Genomic DNA, 19,168 nt, shown 5'->3' on the forward strand with positions numbered 1-19,168 from the left:
AAGGGCTTGTTTGAGTCAGTCGTTTTGCGTCTATATTTGGCGCGGATGGCTACGGTCATTTTCTGGTAAAAATCGGTGTGCAACGTCGATCTGCCTATCCAGACCAATCTGAAAGCCGGGGGCTTTCATCAACCTGATTACCTGATATGTCGAAAAACTTAGTTATAGTCGAATCACCCGCCAAGGCAAAAACCATCGAAGGCTACCTCGGAAAAGACTTCACCGTGAAGTCGAGTTTCGGGCACGTCCGCGATTTGCCGAAGGACGGAATGGCTGTCGACGTTACCAACGGATTTAAGCCGTCCTACGAAATATCGCCCGACAAGAAAAAGCTGGTGAGCGAGCTGAAGTCGCTGGCTAAGTCGGCCGATGAAGTGTGGCTGGCAACGGACGATGACCGCGAAGGAGAAGCCATTTCGTGGCACCTCAAAGAAGCTCTCGGTCTGCGCGACAATACCAAGCGGATCGTGTTTCGAGAGATCACCAAAAACGCGATCCTTAACGCCATCCAACAACCCCGCACCATTGACGTCGATCTGGTCAATGCGCAGCAGGCCCGGCGTGTGCTCGACCGGTTGGTTGGCTACGAACTGTCGCCGGTGCTGTGGCGCAAGATCAAAGGCGGCAGCACGGGGCTGTCGGCCGGACGTGTGCAGTCGGTGGCGTTGCGGCTGGTGGTCGAGCGGGAGCGCGAGATCGATAAGCACGCGGCTAAGTCGTCGTTTAAAGTGGCGGCTCAGTTCATCGTCGACGGCAACAAAGTCCTGAACGCCGAGATCCCGAAGAACTTCGCGACGGCAACCGACGCGCGGGCTTTCCTCGAAGCCTGTATCGGTGCTTCGTTCACGATCAAAAGTCTGGAAACGCGTCCGGCCAAGAAAAGCCCGGCACCGCCGTTTACTACCTCAACCCTGCAACAGGAAGCCTCGCGTAAGCTGGGTTATGCCGTCGACCGGACGATGCGGATTGCGCAGAACCTCTACGAAGCTGGTAAAATCTCGTACATGCGTACCGACTCGACCAACCTCTCGCAGGAAGCCATTGAGAAGGCAGTGAGCGAGATTCAGACCGAGTTTGGTCAGCAGTACGTACAGACGCGGCAGTTCAAGACGAAGAACGAATCGGCGCAGGAGGCTCACGAAGCCATTCGCCCGACTAACTTCAACGACCGCAACGCCGGTGGCGACCGCGATCAGAAGCGACTGTACGAATTGATCTGGAAGCGGGCTATCGCGTCGCAAATGGCCGACGCCCAGCTCGAACGCACGACCGTTACGATCAGCATCAACTTCGCCAACGGCACGACCCAGAACTTTGACGTCTTCGGCGACGACTATAATCCAGCCGCCAAACCGCAAACCGCGAACGACAAACCACAATCCGGCAGCTTTCCTTCAGAACTGGTCGCGCAGGGTGAGGTAATCAAGTTCGACGGGTTTCTGCGCGTGTACCTCGAATCGAAAGACGACGAGGACGACGAAGATGCAAAAGGCATGCTGCCCCCGCTGCGTATCGGACAGGTGCTGAACCTGGGGCAGATGAAGGCCACCGAGAAGTTTACCCGGCCTCAACCCCGCTACGCCGAAGCGTCGCTGGTGAAGAAGCTGGAAGAAATGGGTATCGGTCGCCCGTCGACCTATGCGCCGACGATTTCGACCATCGTCAACCGGGGCTACGTCATCAAGCAGGACAAGCCCGGACAGGAGCGCAAATACATCGAATACACGCTGGCGAAAGATCAGATATCTGAAACGAGCGGCAAGGAAACGTTCGGCTCTGAAAAGGCCAAGCTGTTCCCGACCAACACGGGGATTGTGGTCAATGATTTTCTGGTCGAATATTTCCCCGACATTGTGGATTACAAATTCACGGCGACGGTTGAGAAAGACTTTGACGAAATCGCCGATGGCCGCATGAACTGGCAGAAGATGCTGGAAGGCTTCTACGGCGATTTTCACAAGAACATCACCGAGATTCAGGGGTCGTCTGTCGTTACGTTCAAGACCGGTGCCCGCGAACTGGGTGCTGATCCGCGCACAGGTAAGAAAGTGTCGGCCCGGCTGGGTAAGTACGGCGCATTCGTGCAGATCGGCGAATCGACCGACGACGAAAAACCGCAGTACGCCAACCTGCGCGACGGTCAGCTAATCGAAACGATCAGTCTGGACGATGCGCTGGCCTTGTTTGCCTTGCCGCGCGAAGTCGGCTTCTTTGAAGACAAGCCCATGACCATCGGCATCGGTAAGTTCGGCCCCTACGTGAAGCACGACGACAAATACGTGTCGCTGACCCGCGAAGACGACCCGTATACTATCGACGAGACCCGGACTATCGAACTGATTCAGGCCAAGCGCGCCGAGTCGGTCAGTGAGTCGCTGGGTGAGTTTGAAGGCAAGCTGGTAACGACGGGTAAGGGGCGGTTCGGGCCGTACGTGAAATTCGAGGACAAGTACATCTCGATTCCACGCAACGAGCAACTGGCCACGCTGACCCTCGACCGGGCTATCGAACTGATTCAGGCCAAGCGCACGGCGGAAGCGAACAAATACATCAAGGAGTTCCCCGAACGGCCGGAGATCAAGATCGTCAACGGGATGTACGGTCCCTATCTGGCGGTCGGCAAGCGTAACGTCCGTATCCCAAAAGAAACCGATGCCGCTTCGCTGACGCTGGAAGATTGCCTGGCCCTCGCTGGTGATGAACCCGCACCAGCTAAAGGTGCGGCTAAAAAGGCTACTGCGAAAACCGCCAAAGCCGATGCTAAGCCAGCCGCGAAAGCGAAAGCCCCGGCGAAAAAAGCAACGACTACGGCGAAAAAAACAGCTGCCAAGAAGTAATTCGGGTATCTATAATCAGGTTGTAAAAAGGGCAGGTTTCTCAAAAACCTGCCCTTTTACGTTAGCGCGTTGGCGAGCTGTACCGTCGCCTGCCAATGGATAGGATCGGTGAGCCCGACCCGGTAATCCGCTCACTTTTTCGTATCTTGTGACTATGAAAAATCGTCAGAAAGTTGTCGTGTTGTCGGGGGCGGGGATTAGTGCCGAGAGCGGAATCCCTACGTTCCGGGCGTCGGACGGGTTGTGGGAAAATCACCGGATTGAGGACGTAGCTACACCCGAAGCGTGGGTTCGTAACCCCGTGCTGGTGCAGGATTTCTACAACCAACGCCGGAAGCAGGCCCTGACGGCTGAACCCAACGCCGGGCACAAAGCCCTCGTCCGACTGGAAGATGCCTACGACGTGACGGTGGTAACGCAAAACGTCGATAACCTGCACGAGCGGGCCGGGTCGTCCAACGTTATTCACCTGCACGGTGAGCTGTTCAAGTCGCGCAGCACGAGCAACGAAGAATTGGTCTACGACGTCGATGGCTGGGAAATCAAGATGGGCGATGCCTGTGAAGAAGGCTCGCAACTGCGCCCACACATCGTCTGGTTTGGCGAAGCCGTACCGATGATGGACATTGCCCTCGAAGCCGCTGATGAAGCCGATATTATGATCGTCGTCGGTACGTCGCTGAATGTGTACCCGGCGGCAAGTCTGGCGTTCGTGGTAGGTGAGCGCATCCCGGTCTATGTTGTTGACCCCAACACGCCGACGATGCAGAAGCGCAAGAACGTTGTATTTATCGCCGAACCCGCTACGATTGGCCTGACCCAACTGGTCGATGAGCTGCTGGCAAAGGCGCAGTCAGATAAATCGGTAGCAAGCTAAGCCAAAAACATTCCGGCTATCAGGCCGTTCAGGAGAGACGTTTTCGCGTCTTTCTTTTTTTATGCTGACTACCCTCGATCCGGCCGTAAAAACCCGCGACGCTCACGAGCGGCTCAACGAACACTATGGCGTCGATCCGATTCGGGGGCGGGTCGATCCGATGCACGAACTGATCGGTACGATCCTGTCGCACCGCACCACCTTCGCCAACGAACGCACGGCCTACCAGACCATGCGCGAACGCTTTCCAACGTGGGAAGAAGTCCGCGACGCCCCCCTCGACCAGCTAATCGACGCGATAAAAACGGCTAACTACCCCGAAATCAAGGCACCGTACATGCAGAACGTACTGACGGTGCTGATTGCCGAGCGGGGGAGTGCCAACATCGATTTTCTGTGGGACATGTCGACCGACGATGCGATGGCGTGGCTGAACCGGCTGCCCGGCGTTGGCCCGAAGACGTCGACGTTATTGCTGCTGTTTTCGTTTCACAAGCCCGTGTTGCCCGTCGATACGCACGTGCACCGCGTCACGCAGCGGCTCGGGTTGATTGGCCCGAAAGTAAGTGCTGAAAAAGCGCACAAACTGCTGCTATCGTACTTGCCTGCGGACGCTACCGTGCTGTACAATTTCCACAAACATTTCTTCTGGCACGGGCAGCGCGTTTGCTTCTGGTACAACCCCAACTGCACCGGCTGTGTCCTGAACGATATGTGTGATTTTTACCAGTCCGGGCGAACCGCAGTGTTAAGTAGCACACCTGTGCGGAAGAAATAGAGTATCCAGGGCTACACGTTGTCGTTTACGCTTTTTAGGTGTGACTTACGCCCCATGTTTGCGTTCGTGCAGCGCTTTGGCTTGCCCAACCCAGTCGTCACGATCGATGCGGCCGGGGAAAAACTCAATCAGTTCGTTGACCTGTTTGCTATCCTCCTGGGTGAAGTTGCTGATCTGACGAAACGTGTAAATGCCCAGACTGTGCAGTTTACGCTCCAGAAATGGGCCAATGCCAATAATATCTTTCAAATCGTCGGCGTCGGTAGGGGTGGCCCGCCCGATCCGGTCAATGTTTAATTCGCCCGCCCGAGCCGCGATCCGGCTCAGCACCGCCGTTTCTGTGTTATCGCTGGGAGCAGGCTGAGGAAACGTGGGGGGGCTTCGGGAATGGGTGCACCCAATGGGGGAATTTCAATCGGGGGCGGGGTTGTCGGCAGAGTTGGCTGTTCCGGTTCCTCATCCGTATCGGGAATCGTCAGCGTTGGCATCCCGTACACAGGTGCCAGCGGGTCGGCTACAATCAGCGGAACGGGTATTTCGTCGGTGATCGTCGTTGTTGTCGGTCGATGAAAGGGCTGATTGTCTCCCTGCCGATTGGCGAGCGCATGGCGTAACGCGTTGACCCGACCACGGCGGGTCAGGCGACCGAGAAGCCAGCCAACGAGTGCTGCTGCGGTAAGTAGCAGCAAGATTTCGGCGATAGCGACGGGGCGGGACAGGGGGTCTAAGCCAAACATACGTTAACGAGTTTCGAGTGAAGAATGGCCTATCGGCTTTGCATCAGCGTTTTAGCCTGACCAACCCAGTTGTCGCGCTGAATCCGGCCGGGGAAAAATTCGATGATTTCGTTGAGCAGATACACATCATCGGCATTCAGCTGCGCCAGCTGGGTAAAGCGGTAAACGCCAGCCGCATGCAGCCGACGCTCGACAAACGGACTGATGCCGTCGATCAGTTGTAGGTTGTCGGCATCGTCGGGACCGGCGTAACCCAGCCGCTCGAAGTCGAGGGCACTCGCCCGCGACTGAATCCGGGCCAATACGGCCTCCTCATCGGTGCGGGTAGCGACCGGGGCCGACACGGGTAGCGTTTCGTCAGACTTATCGGGCAGCGTCGCTACGCCATCCAGTTCGCGCGTCAGTTGATTGATCGTCCGCTGATACGATACGTAGCCGATTATATAACCCAGTACGGCCGCGACCAGCAACATAATAGCCTGTTGCAACAGCGCGTCGGGTAGGTGTAATGGGTTCAGGTCAAACATGACTTTCTTGTTTTACAGGGCTGATCCGCGATTTATCGAACAACTACCGTAACCCGCCGGTTGGCCCGGCGTCCGGCGATAGTACCGTTATCCGCTTTGGGTGCCGTTTCCCCCTTGGCATCTACAACGATCTGCGACGCGCTGATACCCGACGAACGAAGCCGTTTTTTTACGTCGTTGGCCCGGCTGCGCGACAGGCGCAGGTTGGTTGCATCGTTGCCGCTGTTGTCGGTATGGCCGGTCAGGACAAGTTCTTTCTGCTTGTGCGTCTTCAGGTACCGGGCTGCTTCGTCGAAAAACCGGCGCGTATCGGGCGTTTGAATGTAGTTCGACCCATTGAGTTTGAAGTACAGGTCAATCGGTTTAAAGACGGACGTGTACTTCTCAGCCGCTGCCAGTTCGGTTTCCGTAGTCAACGTCGCCGACGGCAGTTTTTTCTGAACCGTGTCGGCAGCTGGGGCTGATGCTGGCAGAGTGGCGGGCCGTGTGCTGTCGGCCGAAGCCGGTTGGGGGGCAGTTGCTGTGGTTGGCTGCGCTTCATCAGCACCGGCAAACGCAAACGCCAGCCCACCCACCAGTGAATCACCGGCCGGGTTCAGTGCCATTCGCACGTCGGGCAGGGAAAGCAACTGGCCCTGTGTCGTCAGAGACGTTTGCGGAACGCCCTGTTCAACAAGATACTGCCGGACGTTTTCGGCGCGGGCCAGCCCCAGATTTTCGAAGTCGGCCGGTTTGGTTTCATCAGCCTCGTAATAGCCAATCACCAGTAGCCGCCGGTCGGGGTTGTTGGTCAGGTACGTAGCCAGTTCAGAGAAGGAAGCGCCAAGTGCATTGGTACTGGCCGTGGCCCCAGACCGGGCAAAGCTGAAATTACCGGGCAGTTGAAGCCGAAACCGCTCCCCATCGCTGATGGTAAGTGGCGCAACCATACTCGCTGACGTGTCTGATGAATCGGACGCCATCGGGAAAGGCATGTTGGGGCATAGCTGCTTGATATGGCAGACGTGCCACCAGGTCGAACCTGCCATCCAGAGCAGCAGCAACAAAACCCAAGGTGTCTTACTGACAAACATACTGATGGGGTTGAGGGGGCCGGTTTCGCGCAGGGAATCACCCGTTGCGTCGGACGGCCAATACGTCAAAAGTACGAGTATGCCCGTCAAATGCAAGTCCGGACTACGACACTTACCCGCGAGGCATAGTGGCCCGGCCCAGGTAAATTTCGTCGCCGTTCAGCGTGACAGACGCATAGAATGCATACCCATTCTTCACGTAGCGAACCTGTACCGGCGTTTGCTGGCTGGGTTTGGCGTAGGGTTTCGTTGCAGCCACCAGAATCTGATCGCCGTTGACAATCGCCCTGACAAACGGCAGGTCACGGGTTTTGAGCTGATTGGCGTTGTAGCCTACCCATGTCCGGCCACCGTCGTAGGAGCACTCCGTTGCGTCGTTGAGGTACGTTTCCCGGCCATCAAACAAGTCCCCGTGGTGCTTGAACAGCCGCCACAAGCCATGGATATAGTGTTCGTAGCAGGCGTAATTGCGGTCGTTTCCGGTGCCACGCAGCGCCGGGTCGGGGTTGAGCGGCTGATCGGGTGTCAGTGCGTCCTGATCGTCCCAGAAGACAGAGCCGTAAGCACCGCCAAACCAGTAGAAAATGCCAATGCCTTCAGCAATGGCGGGGGGAGCTGCATGTTCGGCTTTACCACTGTTGGGGAAGTCGGAACTTTGGGTGTTGAACAGCCATTGCCAGGCGATCCGCTTTTTCGTAGACAGCCGGGCGTTTACCTCCTGCTCACCCATCAGCGATGCCAGCCAGTGCCGGGCGTTGTCGGCCGTGTGCGGAATCGTGTAGTCGAAATCGGGATAGAAATAGTACGTACCCGGCATCTGAAAATCAACGACGTCGCCCACCGTTTTGCCGAGCATGTTATCCGGCAAACCCCGCTGCCGACTGGTGTTTGTGTGCCGGACTGGCTGGGTCCAGAGTTCGTCGGGGCGGGCAACGTAGTCGCTGCTCCGCGAGTAGCCAAAGCTATTGTGAACAACCGGCCACACTGTACCGACTTCGGTTTTAGGCGACGCGTATCGCTTGAGGGTGCTGTACAGATAAACCATCAGGTTACCCTGTTCCTGCTCGTTTTCTGGCCTTAGGCTGCCATTCTCGATGTCGACAAATATCTTGCTGTACGTGTTCTGCATCCCGCCCGGTGGGCAATCGCCAAAGCCAACACAGCTACCCTGCAACTCCATTGCCGACTGGTAGAGGGTATTGCGCGTGGCTCGGGCACCGGGGGGCGTCTGGTACAGCGTCGACGGACCTTTATTGCCATCCTGCGCCCATGCCAGCCCGAACGGCTCGGTGAAATAGTTGTTGTACAGAATCAGTGCCCGCTGATTGAATGTCAGCCGACTGCGCCAGCCCGCCGGAGGGAAGCCGTCGGCCCACCGCTCTTTACCGTTGACCATGCGCGTCTGGACGATAGACGAAAAGCCACGCCGGAATAGCTTACTCCAGTCCTGCTCGACGGTCAGATTGCGCCCGGCCCCGGCAAATGTGATCGACTTGGTGGCCGGTAGCGTAAAATCGCCCACAACGTCGAGGTTGTAGTACCCCCGACGGGTAGTGGGCGTAAACCGGGTGCGGGGCGTTGGAGTCAGCGTCGTTAGCGGGGGCATCGAGCCGGTTAGCCGAACCGGAACCGGATCGGCCGGGCCGTGTGGCTGAGCATACCACACACTAACGCCTGTCAGGCCGAGCAGCCCGCACAGAGCAAGTACTTTCATGCGATTAGTCAAGAGTCGTCAGTAGACAGAACGGCCAGGTGCCGATGAACCGTATTATTCGTCGATGTAACGGCGGGTGATAGGCTGGTACGAGTCGATGCGCCGGTCGCGGAAATAAGGCCAGGTCGTGCGGTATTTTTCCGACAGAGCCAGGTCAATCGTTTGTACGTGAACGACTTCCTCATCGTGGGGGGCCAGGTACAGCAGCGAGCCAAACGGGTTAGACACAAATGAACCGCCCCAGAACTGCTGATCAGCTTCCCGACCAACCCGATTCACGGCCACTACGTGTATGCCGTTGGCGATGGCATGGCTGCGCTGAATCGTCTGCCAGGCGTTGTACTGCTCTTCGTTTTGTTTGGGGTCAGGCTCGGTAGTATCCCAACCGATGGCCGTGGGGTAAACCAAGAGGTCGGCACCCATCAGAGCCGTGATTCGGGCTGCTTCGGGGTACCACTGATCCCAGCAGATCAGCACACCCACGCGGGCATACTTCGTGTCGAATACCTTGTAGCCCAGATCACCCGGCGTGAAGTAAAACTTCTCGTAATAGCCCGGGTCGTCGGGAATGTGCATCTTCCGATACTTACCCAGATACGAACCGTCGGCATCCAGTACCGCCGTTGTATTATGGTACAGCCCCTGCGCCCGCTTCTCGAACAGCGACGCGACGATAACGACGCCCAGTTCGCCTGCTACCGCGCCCAGTCGCTCGGTGGTGGGGCCGGGAATAGCTTCGGCCAGGCTAAAATTATGGTGGTCTTCCACGTCGCAGAAATACAGCGAGGTGAACAGTTCCTGTAGGCAAACGATCTGCGCGCCCTGCCGGGCCGCTTCCCGAATACCATTTATTGCTTTCTGAATATTTGACTCGACATCGGCCGTACAACTCATCTGTACCAGTCCGACGTTAACGTTTTTCGACATAAAGTGGGCATTTAGTTAGTTGTAGAGTCGTAAAGTTATAGCGTTGTATAGTTGGCTATCGCCGGATAGGCCGACGCGCCAGCAACTTTACAACGCTACGACTTTATGACTTTACAACGCTACGACTGTTCAACTGTACAACTAGTTATTCTCCCATCACGACAAAACTCTATCCCCACGGGTTCCCGGTGGGGGAATTGGATAGTTGGATGGTTATAAGTTCTGGAGTCGTAAAGTTACAGAGTTGTAAAGTTGGCTACCGCGTTATCCTATCCGGCGGCAGCCCTACAAGCGCCAGCAACTCTATAACTTTACGATGCTATAACTGTATAACTCTACAGCCCTACAGCGCTATAACTCACATAAATACCGGTCAATATATTTGATTTGTATTATATGGCCCGTTAAAGTGTGGTATATAAAGGTGATGGCTGGGTTTTGCCGGGCGTGGGGATTTTGCGAATTTCGCCTGTCAACCCCGTTTTGTATGAAACCCAACGAGTTTACCCGACTGCCCGTTCAGCAGCAACTGGACACGCTTTACTTCACTGGCGACGTACTGGCCAATCGCTACGAAGGCGACGAGATCTACCTGTTATACAACTTACACAGCTTCTACGTCGAGCTTCGCTACAATGCCTTCACCAGTAATTTGAAGGAAGTAAGTACGTTCCACGATACCGACAAGCTGGAGCCCTACCTGCCGTATCTGGCCTGATTGTTCGGGTCGCTGCGTAGCGGGGTTGGCACGGGTTCACAAGCAATAGGCACCGGAAAATAGGACGGTACAAAGAAATTTGACCGACTACCGAAAAAATTTTCGTTGAATTTGGTGGAGTGATTTGTTTTGACGTCCTTCGCTTAAATTTAAACAAGCAATGCAAACAGGAACTGTAAAATTCTTTAATGAGACCAAAGGGTTTGGCTTCATTAAACCCGATGGTGGTGGCGAAGACATTTTTGTACACGCTTCCGGTCTCATCGATCAAATCCGCGAAAACGACAAGGTTAAGTTCAACGTTGAGCGCGGTAAGAAAGGCTTGAACGCCGTGAACGTCGAAATGGCTTAATCGTAAGATATACCAGGACAACCGTTGTAAAACATGCCGCAAGGCATGTTTTTTTTTGCCCCTTACTCAGTACCCAATGCCTCAGCAACCCATCGAACAGCGCACCGCTGTCCGGCTTAATTTAAACGTTCGCTCGGTAGCCGATACCCTCGACCTGCTCAATGGCGGTGCCACCGTCCCCTTCATCGCCCGTTATCGCAAGGAAGCAACCGGTCAGCTCGATGAAGTGCAGATCGGTCAGATTAGCGAAACATATCAGAAACTCGTCGAACTCGACAAACGTCGGGCCACCATTCTCAATACGATCAGTGAACAGGGGCAGCTAACGCCCGACCTACGCCAGAAAATTGAAGCCGCCGATTCGCTTACGGAGCTTGAGGACCTGTATTTACCTTACCGGCAAAAACGCAAAACCCGCGCCACTACGGCCATCGAACGAGGGCTGGAACCACTGGCGAATCTGCTGTTGCTACAACGCGATGCCGACCCCGCCAGGGCTGCTCAACGGTACTGCTCCGACGTCGTGCCGACGGCGAACGATGCACTGCAAGGGGCTCGTGACATCGTAGCCGAACGGGTCAGCGAAGACGCCGACGCCCGGCAGCGGGTCCGTAACCTGTTTGAGCGCGAAGCCATTGTCCGGTCGGTGGTGAAGAAAGGGAAAGAGACGGAAGGCGTGAAATACCGCGATTACTTCGATTTCGAGGAGCCACTCCGACGCGTGCCTTCACACCGCCTGCTGGCCCTGCGCCGGGGAGAAGCAGAGGGGATGCTATCGGTTAGTATTGGCCCCGATGAAACGGCCGCAATCGACCGACTGGAGCGTCAGTTTATAACCCAGGCCGCATCCAAAGGGTGCCGGGAGCAACTGACGCTGGCGATTCGCGACGGCTACAAACGGTTGCTCAAACCCGCCATAGAAACTGAGTTTGGCAATCTATCGAAAGAGCGGGCCGACAGGGAAGCGATACAGATTTTTGCGGACAACCTGCGGCAGTTGCTGCTCAGTCCGCCCCTCGGTCAGCAGCGCGTGCTGGCGATCGACCCTGGCTATCGAACCGGCTGTAAAACAGTTTGTCTGGACGCGCAGGGCAATCTGCTGACGGACACAGTCCTTTACCTGTTTCAGTCGGAGGGGCAGAAGCAGCAGGCGGCTCAGACGCTGCAAAAGCTGGTTGCGCAGTATAAAATCGAAGCAATTGCTATTGGGAATGGCACGGCCGGGCGCGAAACCGAAGCGTTTGTGCAAAGTGTGTCGTTCGGCGACCCCCGACCAGCGGTGTTTATGGTCAGCGAGCAGGGGGCGTCGATCTATTCAGCGTCGGAAGTGGCCCGCGACGAGTTTCCTGACAAAGACGTTACCGTGCGCGGAGCCGTTAGCATTGGGCGACGACTGGCTGACCCGTTGGCGGAGCTGGTAAAAATTGACCCCAAGTCGATTGGGGTAGGGCAGTATCAGCACGACGTCGATCAGGGTGATTTGAAGGCGAGTCTGGATACCGTCGTGGAAAGCTGCGTGAACCAGGTGGGGGTGTCACTCAACACGGCGAGTGCCTATCTGCTCCGCTATGTGTCGGGGCTGGGGCCGCAACTGGCGGGTAATATTGTGGCTTACCGGACGCAGAACGGGCCATTTACATCGCGGGATCAGCTGAAGAAAGTGGCCCGGCTTGGGCCGAAAGCGTTTGAACAATGCGCCGGCTTTCTGCGGATCGACGGCGCGAAAAATCCGCTCGACAATAGCGCCGTACACCCCGAACGCTATGAACTGGTCAACCAGATGGCAAAGGATATGGGAAGCAACGTCGGTGAGCTGATGCGCCGTGCTGATCTGCGTCAGCAGATCAACCCCAGTCGCTACGTAACCGATTCTGTGGGGCTGCCCACGCTCCGCGACATCTTGACCGAACTCGACAAACCCGGCCGTGACCCCCGCGAATCGCTGTCGGTATTTGCCTACGATGCCCGGGTTCAGTCGATAGACGATTTGCACGAAGGGATGGTGCTGGCGGGCGTCGTGACCAACATTACTGCTTTCGGAGCCTTTGTCGATATTGGTGTCAAGCAGGACGGACTGGTACACGTATCGCAGCTGGCCGACAAGTTTGTGTCGGACCCAAAAACCGTTGTCAGTCTACACCAGCGGGTGAGTGTGCGGGTGCTGGAAATCGACAAGGCGCGGAAGCGGATTGCGTTATCGATGAAAAATGGATAAGTTGCATATTATAGACGTACTCGGCTTCAACGTATCTGACTGCGCCTGTACCAACCTTTATCCTTTTCTGCGTATGCAATTACGCCGGTTTCGGGCTTCTACCAGCACTGGACTCGTCTTACTCTGCCTGTCGGCGCTACTGTCATCCTGCGCCTTTTTCCGCTCATCAGGGCCGTCGGTCAGTCGTCGCTCAACCTCCTCCCGACCTGTAGCAGGTCGTTCATCGGCCAAAGGTGGCAAACGCGCCCCGGCTGCTTCGGCCAAATCAGCGGGTAAAGTGGTCGATGCACGAACCTACGAAAACCGATACGTGCCGGAAGTGGTCAAAATTGCCCGTACGTATACCGGAACGCCGTATCGCTCTGGCGGTAACACCACCGACGGTATCGATTGCTCAGGACTGGTGTACGCCGTATTCAACACAGTCGGGCTGCGGATGCCGCGTATTTCGTGGCAGCAGTCGGAAGTGGGGCATGAAGTGGAAGTAGCTGAAATTTCGCCCGGCGATCTGGTGTTTTTTGTGCCGGACAAAGGGCAGGCGGGCTATGTGTCGCACACGGGCATCGTCACGGAGGTAAACGGTGGGCAGAACATCCGGTTTATTCACGCGTCTTCATCGCGCGGGGTCCGCGAAGACAATCTCTACACCGATTACTTCAAGGGTCGGTTCGTTAAAGCACTCCGACCGTTCTAACCGGTTAGCCCACAAACGTTGGCGTAAGCTGTTCGCCCACGTTCGTTCGTCATATAAAAAGAAGAAGCCACTCCGCAGGAGTGGCTTCTTCTTTTTATTAAATGGCAGCGGGTTGCTGGCTGTTTATCAATTCTTCCCAGAAGGCCCGGTCACGATTTTTTAATTTCATCTCCAGACTCTGTGCCTCCCGACGGGTTTCAAACGACTGTGAAAACCTGACTTCCCACGGTTTCCCGTCTGCGGTTGCCGGAACGGTGCGGGCATTGTGCTGCCACAGCGTGATTTTCATGTCTTTAGACAGACCAATAAAGTATCTGTCCGTCGGTAGACTGTAGATAATGTATACAGTATGCATAGGGTAGTTGGACGCTTACCAAAGCTACGGAATCATTAACAAAAAACAAATTTGCCGTTATGCCCCGGTAAAAAAGCCATAACACGACGCCCTGACCAGAAAAAAAGCCACATCGGCATTTTGACGCGGCCATTTTTTAGCTACCTTTGCAACCACAAAATCGGGTCAGCACTGTTTACGCTGGCACTTTGTATGGGGGATTAGCTCAGTTGGCTAGAGCGCTTCCATGGCATGGAAGAGGTCATCGGTTCGAATCCGATATTCTCCACAACACACAGCAAACCACTCCGTCGACGAGTGGTTTTTGCGTTCATAGGTGGTCCCGCTGCCTGGTGCCGTTCCAGAATACGTTGCTCCAGCGGACGTTGGGGCTGGCTGAATAGAGGTAGTTTTTGGTGATCGGTTCGTTGCCGAAGTAGTTGTCCGACTGCCCGTTTTTGATGGCTTTGTTTGTCTGGATGTGCAGGTTACGCACCGTGCCGGAACAGCTGCCGTCGAACGAAACCGGCTGATAGCGCGGTGCGGCTGTCGCCCGCTGCCGCGACCAGTTTCCCCCCTCGATAAGTACGTTCTGCTCATCTTCAAACTCGGCTACGTAATGACTGCCTGTACATTCCAGATTGACATTGTGAAACTGGAAGCCGGTGCCGTGCTGTAGCTGCATGTGAAGCCCACCAATGTGGTTGCCACCGGTTACCGCGATGGTGTCCGCATAAAACGCATTCATAACCCGCCCTGCCACGGAAATAGCCCCACCCACGATACGGCCGTTTTGCGTTGAATGCCCCCGATTACCGCCATCGCTCAGGCTGATGCCGGTTGGATAGATGAGCTGATTGTCAGTCGTTTTGGCAATGCGCTGACTACTAATACGCGGATTCTGCACGGTGAATCGGCGGGTACCAACCAATTCAATGCCAAGCAGTGTGTCGATGCAAACCGGGTCGGTGATGGTCACGTCGGTAATGTCGCCGGAGATCGATATACCCATCCCGTGCGTGTTGGCCCGATCCGCGATGGCGGTGCCGCAGTGCTCGGCCCGGCAGTCGATGAAGCGCAGGTTGGTGATGCGGGCATCGCCGTCGTTTTTGTGGCTCAGAAGCTCGTAGCCCATCCGGCCGGCCGAGGCCCGGCAGTTCAGAAACGTGATGTTTTTGAACCGGACCCCTTTACCCGCCTGCTCCGACCAGGCATTCATGCCCAGCGCGTTGTAGTTTCCGTTTTTGTTGCCGACAAACGTGCAGCTGTCAAACGTCAGGTTGTTGATGTCGCCTTCTTCGTTGCAGTAAACGAGGGCGGTCGGGCTGGTGGGTGCCTGTGAGATAAAGGAAATATTACGCAACGTCAGGCCACTGTTGATGCTGTGAATTTTAACCAATGCCCCGCTGGTCGTTTTACCGTTGAAAGTCGCGCCGTTTGTGCCGATCAGTTCAACGTTTTTGCGGATGATGAGTGGTTCCGCCGGACTGGCTGAAAAGTCGTATTCACCCACCAGCACGAAGCGTTCGCCCGGCGTATTGGATGCATCGATAGCCGCCTGAATATCGGCTTTTGTTCGGCCCACGATGGGTTTGCCCAGCGGAAACGCGCCGGGCGGAATCGGCAACAGATCGGACCAATGCACGGCGAATGAGGAGTTTAACGATTGCGTAAGCAGCGACTGTGTCAGGTTCGGTAGGTGCGTATAGCTAACCCCCGTCGGTAAAAGCACCTAACTGAACCAGCTACTAACAAACAGGCCCCGCTGATAAGGTACCAACGGGGCCGCATACGGTATGGTAAACTGGCTTACTGCTCGATCATGTCGGCATCGGCCAGAATATAGTTCAGTTCGTAGATATTGTCGGCGTTGAGTTTGAGGGTACCCCGGAACGTGCGCCGTTCGTCGGTTTTGAACTTACGACCGGCTTTTTTGAACTTGAGCGACACCACCGATTCCGGCCCGGCACCACCGCAGAAGAAGCAGGCACTGTACGGGAAAGCCGACAGTACGTACAGGTTCGATTCGAGATCAACGGGCAGCACGTAACCCGTGAGTTCAACCGCTTTACCGTTCAGCTTCTGCACGCCCTGCCCGAAAGTCGGGTACAGCATGTAAACCGACTCTTCGGCGTACCATTTTTTCTTGAACGTAACGTCGCGCAGTAACTCCCAAGAGAGTTTAACCGGCTCTACGGCTACAGTAGACGGTTTGGTGGTGGGCCGCTCAGGCGCAACAGGGGCGCGGAACGCAAAGACGGCCAGGCTGACCAGGAGAAGAATGAAAAGTCGGTTCATGGCGTTGTTAGACTGGGTCAAACGTGGGGTAAATTTACTATTTTTCTTACATTTACTCACTTTACAGCACTCAGTTCAATTGGCCTGTGTCTGACCTACTCGACGATAACACTGAAACCTCCCAGGCAATTCCATTCCGGTTTACGCGCTTGTACGTGTCGTTGCTGGTAATTTTGTCAGTGCTGCTGACGGCCGGGCAGATCGTGACGCAGTGGCGGCTTAGTAAAGTACAGAACGAAATTCTGTTTATTCGCTATACTGCCATTCAGCGCCATCAGAGCCAGCAGATTGTTAAGCAGGCATTGCAAATGGCCGATGCGATCGATCAGGCTCATTTTCAGACAAACAAGATGCAGCTTCGGGCCGTATTTGTCGATTTTGAGCGGCACTATCTGCAAAGCCGGGCTGGCCGAATGTCCGAGATGAATATCACCCAGGAGAATTCAGATACGGTTCAGCAGCTTTACCGCGCCGTGCAACCAGAATTTCTGGCATTCAAACGGGGGGTCAATCAGTTACTGGCGTTGCGCAGTATGGCCGACGTGAAAACACCGCAGGCGAAGGCCGGGCTAACGTTGCTACAGAACAATGAAGCACCACTGTTACGCAAGATCGATGGCATTGTGCAACGCTACAACAGCGAACTGCGCACACGCTTACACCAGCTTCAGACCATCGAACTGTATCTCTACGGCTTCACAATCCTGATGGTGCTGGCAATTGGTCTGTTGATTATTCGCCCGGCAACGGCCCGGCTACGACAGACCATCGCTCAACTTATCGAAGCCGAAAGCCGGACCAAAGCCGCTAACTACCAGTTGCGGGCTGCCAATCAGTCGCTCAAAGAAACCCGGCAGCAGTTGTTTGAAGCTACCCGGCAGCAGCACAAACGCGAAATCGACGAGCAGCGCATGCGTACGTCGTATCTGATTACGGGGCAGGAGGAAGAGCGCAAACGGCTGTCGCGCGAACTGCACGACGGGCTGGGGCAAATGCTGACGGCTATCAAACTACAGCTGGAGGGGCTGGAGGGGCTTATGCGACGACAGAACCGGGCGTCGGTGGTGGGCGAAACGGGTAAGCCTGCGGTTAGCTACGACCGCAATATGGTTAACCTCAAACAACTGGTTACGCAGACGATTCAGGAAGTCAGGGCTATATCAAATGACCTGATGCCGACCGTGCTCAGTGACTTCGGTGTGTTGCCTGCCCTGAAAATGCTGGCCGAAAGCAACCGGACCAACGAGGTCGATATCACGTTTGAAACGAGCTGTGTACACCATATGGAAGGTAGTCTACGGCTCCAAAAAGACGTTGAAATCATGCTTTATCGCGTCACGCAGGAAGCAATCAGCAATGCCCTGCGTCATGGTAGGCCCAAACATATCGTGGTCGAACTAGTCGAACGCGACGATTACATTCACCTGATCGTCACGGACGACGGCCGGGGATTCAACCAGAAAGCCGTTGCCGACGGGTGCCCGGAAAAAGAATTTAGCGACCGCGAAACACCTTCGCAGGGGCTACACAATATCCGCGAACGAGCGGAGTTACTCAAAGGAAAACTCAACATAACATCAACGCTGGGGAAAGGTACGCGACTGCGCGTGAGTATTCCCAACCAGATGCAATTTGCACGGTATGACATCGACTAAATTAATGCTCGTCGACGATCACTCGATCGTTCGGGACGGCATCCGGCTGCTGCTGGAACAAGCTGAAGGACTAGAGATTATCGACGAAGCGAGCGACGGCGAAGAAGCCCTCGAAAAGCTCAAAAATCACCAGGCCGCAAATACGCAGCCCGACCTGGTGCTGATGGATATCTCACTGCCGGGCATGTCGGGCATTCAGACGACACAGGTTATTTCCCGACTTCATAAGAGTGTACGGGTGCTGATGCTGTCGATGCACAACAACGAAGATTACATTCTGCGCTCGGTTGAAGCGGGCGCGTACGGCTATATTCTGAAGGATTCGTCGTCGGACGAAATGGTCAAAGCTATTCGGATGATTGCCGGGGGCGACAAGTACTATAGCTCGCCCGTTGCATCGATTATCCTGAGTGGGTACATGCAGCAGCTGAAGAAAGGGACTCGTCAGGGCCGCGATGTGCAGCCGTCGCGGCTGTCGAACAAGGAAAAGGAGATTCTTCAGTTTCTGGTCGATGGGATGAGCAGCCGGGAAATTGCCGAGCGGCTTCAACTCAGCGTTCGTACGGTCGATAACCACCGGGCCAACATGATGCGCCGGTTGCAGGTACGCAACGCGGCCGAACTGGTCCGAATCGCTGTTGAGGAAAAGCTCATTTGAACTTTCCTAATTCGTACATATGTTTACCCTGTGAAACCGGCCAACCACCGGTTTTTACATTTTCTGGATACTATATTAAGTAGATCGAGTTTGTAAACTAAATTACCAATACTATGTCACTCCGCCTTGGGGATATTGCTCCCGATTTTGAAGCCAACACCACGCAGGGACCGATTCATTTTCACGAATGGCTGGGTACTTCCTGGGGAATGCTGTTTTCGCACCCCGCCGATTTCACGCCTGTCTGCACCACAGAATTGGGCCGTACGGCGCTGCTGAAAGATGAATTTGCCAAACGGAACGTGAAAGTGATCGCCGTTTCGGTCGATGATCTGGAGTCGCATAACCGCTGGACCCCGACATCAAAGACGTTACGGGTTCTGAAGTGAACTTCCCGCTGATCGACGATGCCGATCGCAACGTAGCGACGCTTTACGATATGATTCACCCAAACGCCAGCGAGAAATCGACGGTGCGCTCGGTGTTTGTAATCGGCCCCGACAAGAAAATCAAACTGACGCTGACGTACCCTGCCTCGACGGGCCGTAACTTCAACGAGTTGCTCCGCGTAATCGACTCGCTGCAACTGACGGCCGATTACCAGGTGGCTACCCCGGCCGACTGGCAGGATGGCGACGACGTAATCGTAACGCCCGCCGTGTCGAACGATCAGCTGGAAGGTAAATTCCCGAAAGGAGTAACGTTTGTGAAGCCCTATCTGCGGACCACTCCCCAGCCAAACAAATAAATTGGGGGTGGAAACGAACGATGCCG

General features: G+C 55.4%; 18 protein-coding genes, 1 tRNA gene and 1 pseudogene. 11 read left to right on the forward strand and 9 right to left on the reverse strand.

From position 1 onward, the window contains the following. Positions 1-146 precede the first annotated feature (146 nt). The 3 genes from topA (at position 147) to HH216_RS12420 (ending at position 4,492) form a co-directional block, all read left to right on the forward strand. Positions 147-2,837 (forward strand): type I DNA topoisomerase, encoded by a 2,691-nt coding sequence (gene topA, locus HH216_RS12410; protein ID WP_169551100.1) that lies wholly within the window; start codon positions 147-149, stop codon positions 2,835-2,837. A gap of 154 nt (positions 2,838-2,991) precedes the next feature. Then, a complete protein-coding gene (locus tag HH216_RS12415; RefSeq protein WP_169551101.1) occupies positions 2,992-3,714 on the forward strand; it encodes an SIR2 family NAD-dependent protein deacylase in 723 nt (240 codons plus the stop codon). A 61-nt stretch (positions 3,715-3,775) separates the two neighbouring features. Continuing rightward, positions 3,776-4,492 (forward strand): endonuclease III domain-containing protein, encoded by a 717-nt coding sequence (locus HH216_RS12420; RefSeq protein ID WP_169551102.1) that lies wholly within the window; start codon positions 3,776-3,778, stop codon positions 4,490-4,492. A 45-nt stretch (positions 4,493-4,537) separates the two neighbouring features. Here HH216_RS12420 and HH216_RS25875 read toward each other — a convergent pair whose 3' ends face one another. Genes HH216_RS25875 through HH216_RS12445 form a run of 6 tightly spaced genes read right to left on the reverse strand, consistent with a single transcriptional unit; the run spans position 4,538 to position 9,470 of the window. Then, the gene (locus HH216_RS25875) at positions 4,538-4,822 is read right to left on the reverse strand and encodes a hypothetical protein (protein ID WP_254448398.1); all 285 of its coding nucleotides are present in this window, start codon (positions 4,820-4,822) and stop codon (positions 4,538-4,540) included. Continuing rightward, positions 4,816-5,229: a hypothetical protein gene (locus tag HH216_RS25880; RefSeq protein WP_254448399.1), complete on the reverse strand. Its 414-nt coding sequence runs from the start codon at positions 5,227-5,229 to the stop codon at positions 4,816-4,818. Before HH216_RS25880 ends, HH216_RS25875 begins: the two co-directional genes overlap by 7 nt. A 29-nt stretch (positions 5,230-5,258) precedes the next feature. Beyond that, entirely contained in the window at positions 5,259-5,756 is a 498-nt protein-coding gene (locus HH216_RS12430; RefSeq protein ID WP_169551103.1) for a hypothetical protein, read from the reverse strand. 32 nt (positions 5,757-5,788) lie between these two features. Further along, positions 5,789-6,898, reverse strand: a complete 1,110-nt coding sequence (locus tag HH216_RS12435; RefSeq protein ID WP_332871386.1) for an OmpA family protein — start codon at positions 6,896-6,898, stop codon at positions 5,789-5,791. A gap of 43 nt (positions 6,899-6,941) precedes the next feature. Beyond that, positions 6,942-8,543 carry a hypothetical protein gene (locus tag HH216_RS12440; protein ID WP_169551104.1) on the reverse strand — a complete coding sequence of 534 codons (1,602 nt, stop codon included), beginning with the start codon at positions 8,541-8,543 and terminating at the stop codon, positions 6,942-6,944. Between the two features lie 54 nt (positions 8,544-8,597). Then, positions 8,598-9,470: a carbon-nitrogen hydrolase gene (locus tag HH216_RS12445; RefSeq protein ID WP_169551105.1), complete on the reverse strand. Its 873-nt coding sequence runs from the start codon at positions 9,468-9,470 to the stop codon at positions 8,598-8,600. Between the two features lie 487 nt (positions 9,471-9,957). Between HH216_RS12445 and HH216_RS12450 the strand changes: the two genes are divergently transcribed. The 4 genes from HH216_RS12450 (at position 9,958) to HH216_RS12465 (ending at position 13,449) form a co-directional block, all read left to right on the forward strand. Beyond that, positions 9,958-10,188: a hypothetical protein gene (locus tag HH216_RS12450; RefSeq protein ID WP_169551106.1), complete on the forward strand. Its 231-nt coding sequence runs from the start codon at positions 9,958-9,960 to the stop codon at positions 10,186-10,188. A 160-nt stretch (positions 10,189-10,348) separates the two neighbouring features. Further along, complete coding sequence (locus HH216_RS12455; RefSeq protein WP_106138605.1) at positions 10,349-10,540, forward strand: cold-shock protein; 192 nt, start codon at positions 10,349-10,351, stop codon at positions 10,538-10,540. Positions 10,541-10,616: 76 nt separating this feature from the next. Continuing rightward, entirely contained in the window at positions 10,617-12,755 is a 2,139-nt protein-coding gene (locus HH216_RS12460; RefSeq protein ID WP_169551107.1) for a Tex family protein, read from the forward strand. A gap of 73 nt (positions 12,756-12,828) precedes the next feature. Continuing rightward, complete coding sequence (locus tag HH216_RS12465; RefSeq protein ID WP_169551108.1) at positions 12,829-13,449, forward strand: C40 family peptidase; 621 nt, start codon at positions 12,829-12,831, stop codon at positions 13,447-13,449. A 97-nt stretch (positions 13,450-13,546) separates the two neighbouring features. Here the strand turns inward: HH216_RS12465 and HH216_RS12470 are convergent, their stop codons facing one another. Next, the gene (locus HH216_RS12470) at positions 13,547-13,804 is read right to left on the reverse strand and encodes a GIY-YIG nuclease family protein (protein ID WP_169551109.1); all 258 of its coding nucleotides are present in this window, start codon (positions 13,802-13,804) and stop codon (positions 13,547-13,549) included. 194 nt (positions 13,805-13,998) lie between these two features. On the opposite strand from HH216_RS12470, the gene HH216_RS12475 reads away from it, so the two are divergent. Beyond that, positions 13,999-14,072, forward strand: a tRNA-Ala gene (locus HH216_RS12475). Positions 14,073-14,114: 42 nt separating this feature from the next. Here HH216_RS12475 and HH216_RS12480 read toward each other — a convergent pair. Together HH216_RS12480 and HH216_RS12485 are read right to left on the reverse strand one after the other, a co-directional pair. Next, entirely contained in the window at positions 14,115-15,428 is a 1,314-nt protein-coding gene (locus HH216_RS12480) for a hypothetical protein (protein WP_169551110.1), read from the reverse strand. Positions 15,429-15,592: 164 nt separating this feature from the next. Continuing rightward, on the reverse strand, positions 15,593-16,081 hold the full coding sequence (locus HH216_RS12485) for a DUF3299 domain-containing protein (protein ID WP_169551111.1): 489 nt from the start codon (positions 16,079-16,081) through the stop codon (positions 15,593-15,595). A gap of 86 nt (positions 16,082-16,167) precedes the next feature. On the opposite strand from HH216_RS12485, the gene HH216_RS12490 reads away from it, so the two are divergent. The 3 genes and pseudogenes from HH216_RS12490 (at position 16,168) to HH216_RS12500 (ending at position 19,142) form a co-directional block, all read left to right on the forward strand. Further along, a complete protein-coding gene (locus tag HH216_RS12490) occupies positions 16,168-17,736 on the forward strand; it encodes a sensor histidine kinase (protein ID WP_169551112.1) in 1,569 nt (522 codons plus the stop codon). A 4-nt stretch (positions 17,737-17,740) separates the two neighbouring features. Next, on the forward strand, positions 17,741-18,394 hold the full coding sequence (locus tag HH216_RS12495; protein ID WP_169551113.1) for a response regulator transcription factor: 654 nt from the start codon (positions 17,741-17,743) through the stop codon (positions 18,392-18,394). A gap of 113 nt (positions 18,395-18,507) precedes the next feature. Continuing rightward, positions 18,508-19,142 (forward strand): annotated as a pseudogene (locus tag HH216_RS12500) (peroxiredoxin). The last annotated feature ends 26 nt before the right edge of the window (positions 19,143-19,168 follow it).

It is taken from the genome of Spirosoma rhododendri (assembly GCF_012849055.1).
In the GTDB taxonomy this organism is placed as follows: Bacteria; Bacteroidota; Bacteroidia; order Cytophagales; family Spirosomataceae; genus Spirosoma; species Spirosoma rhododendri.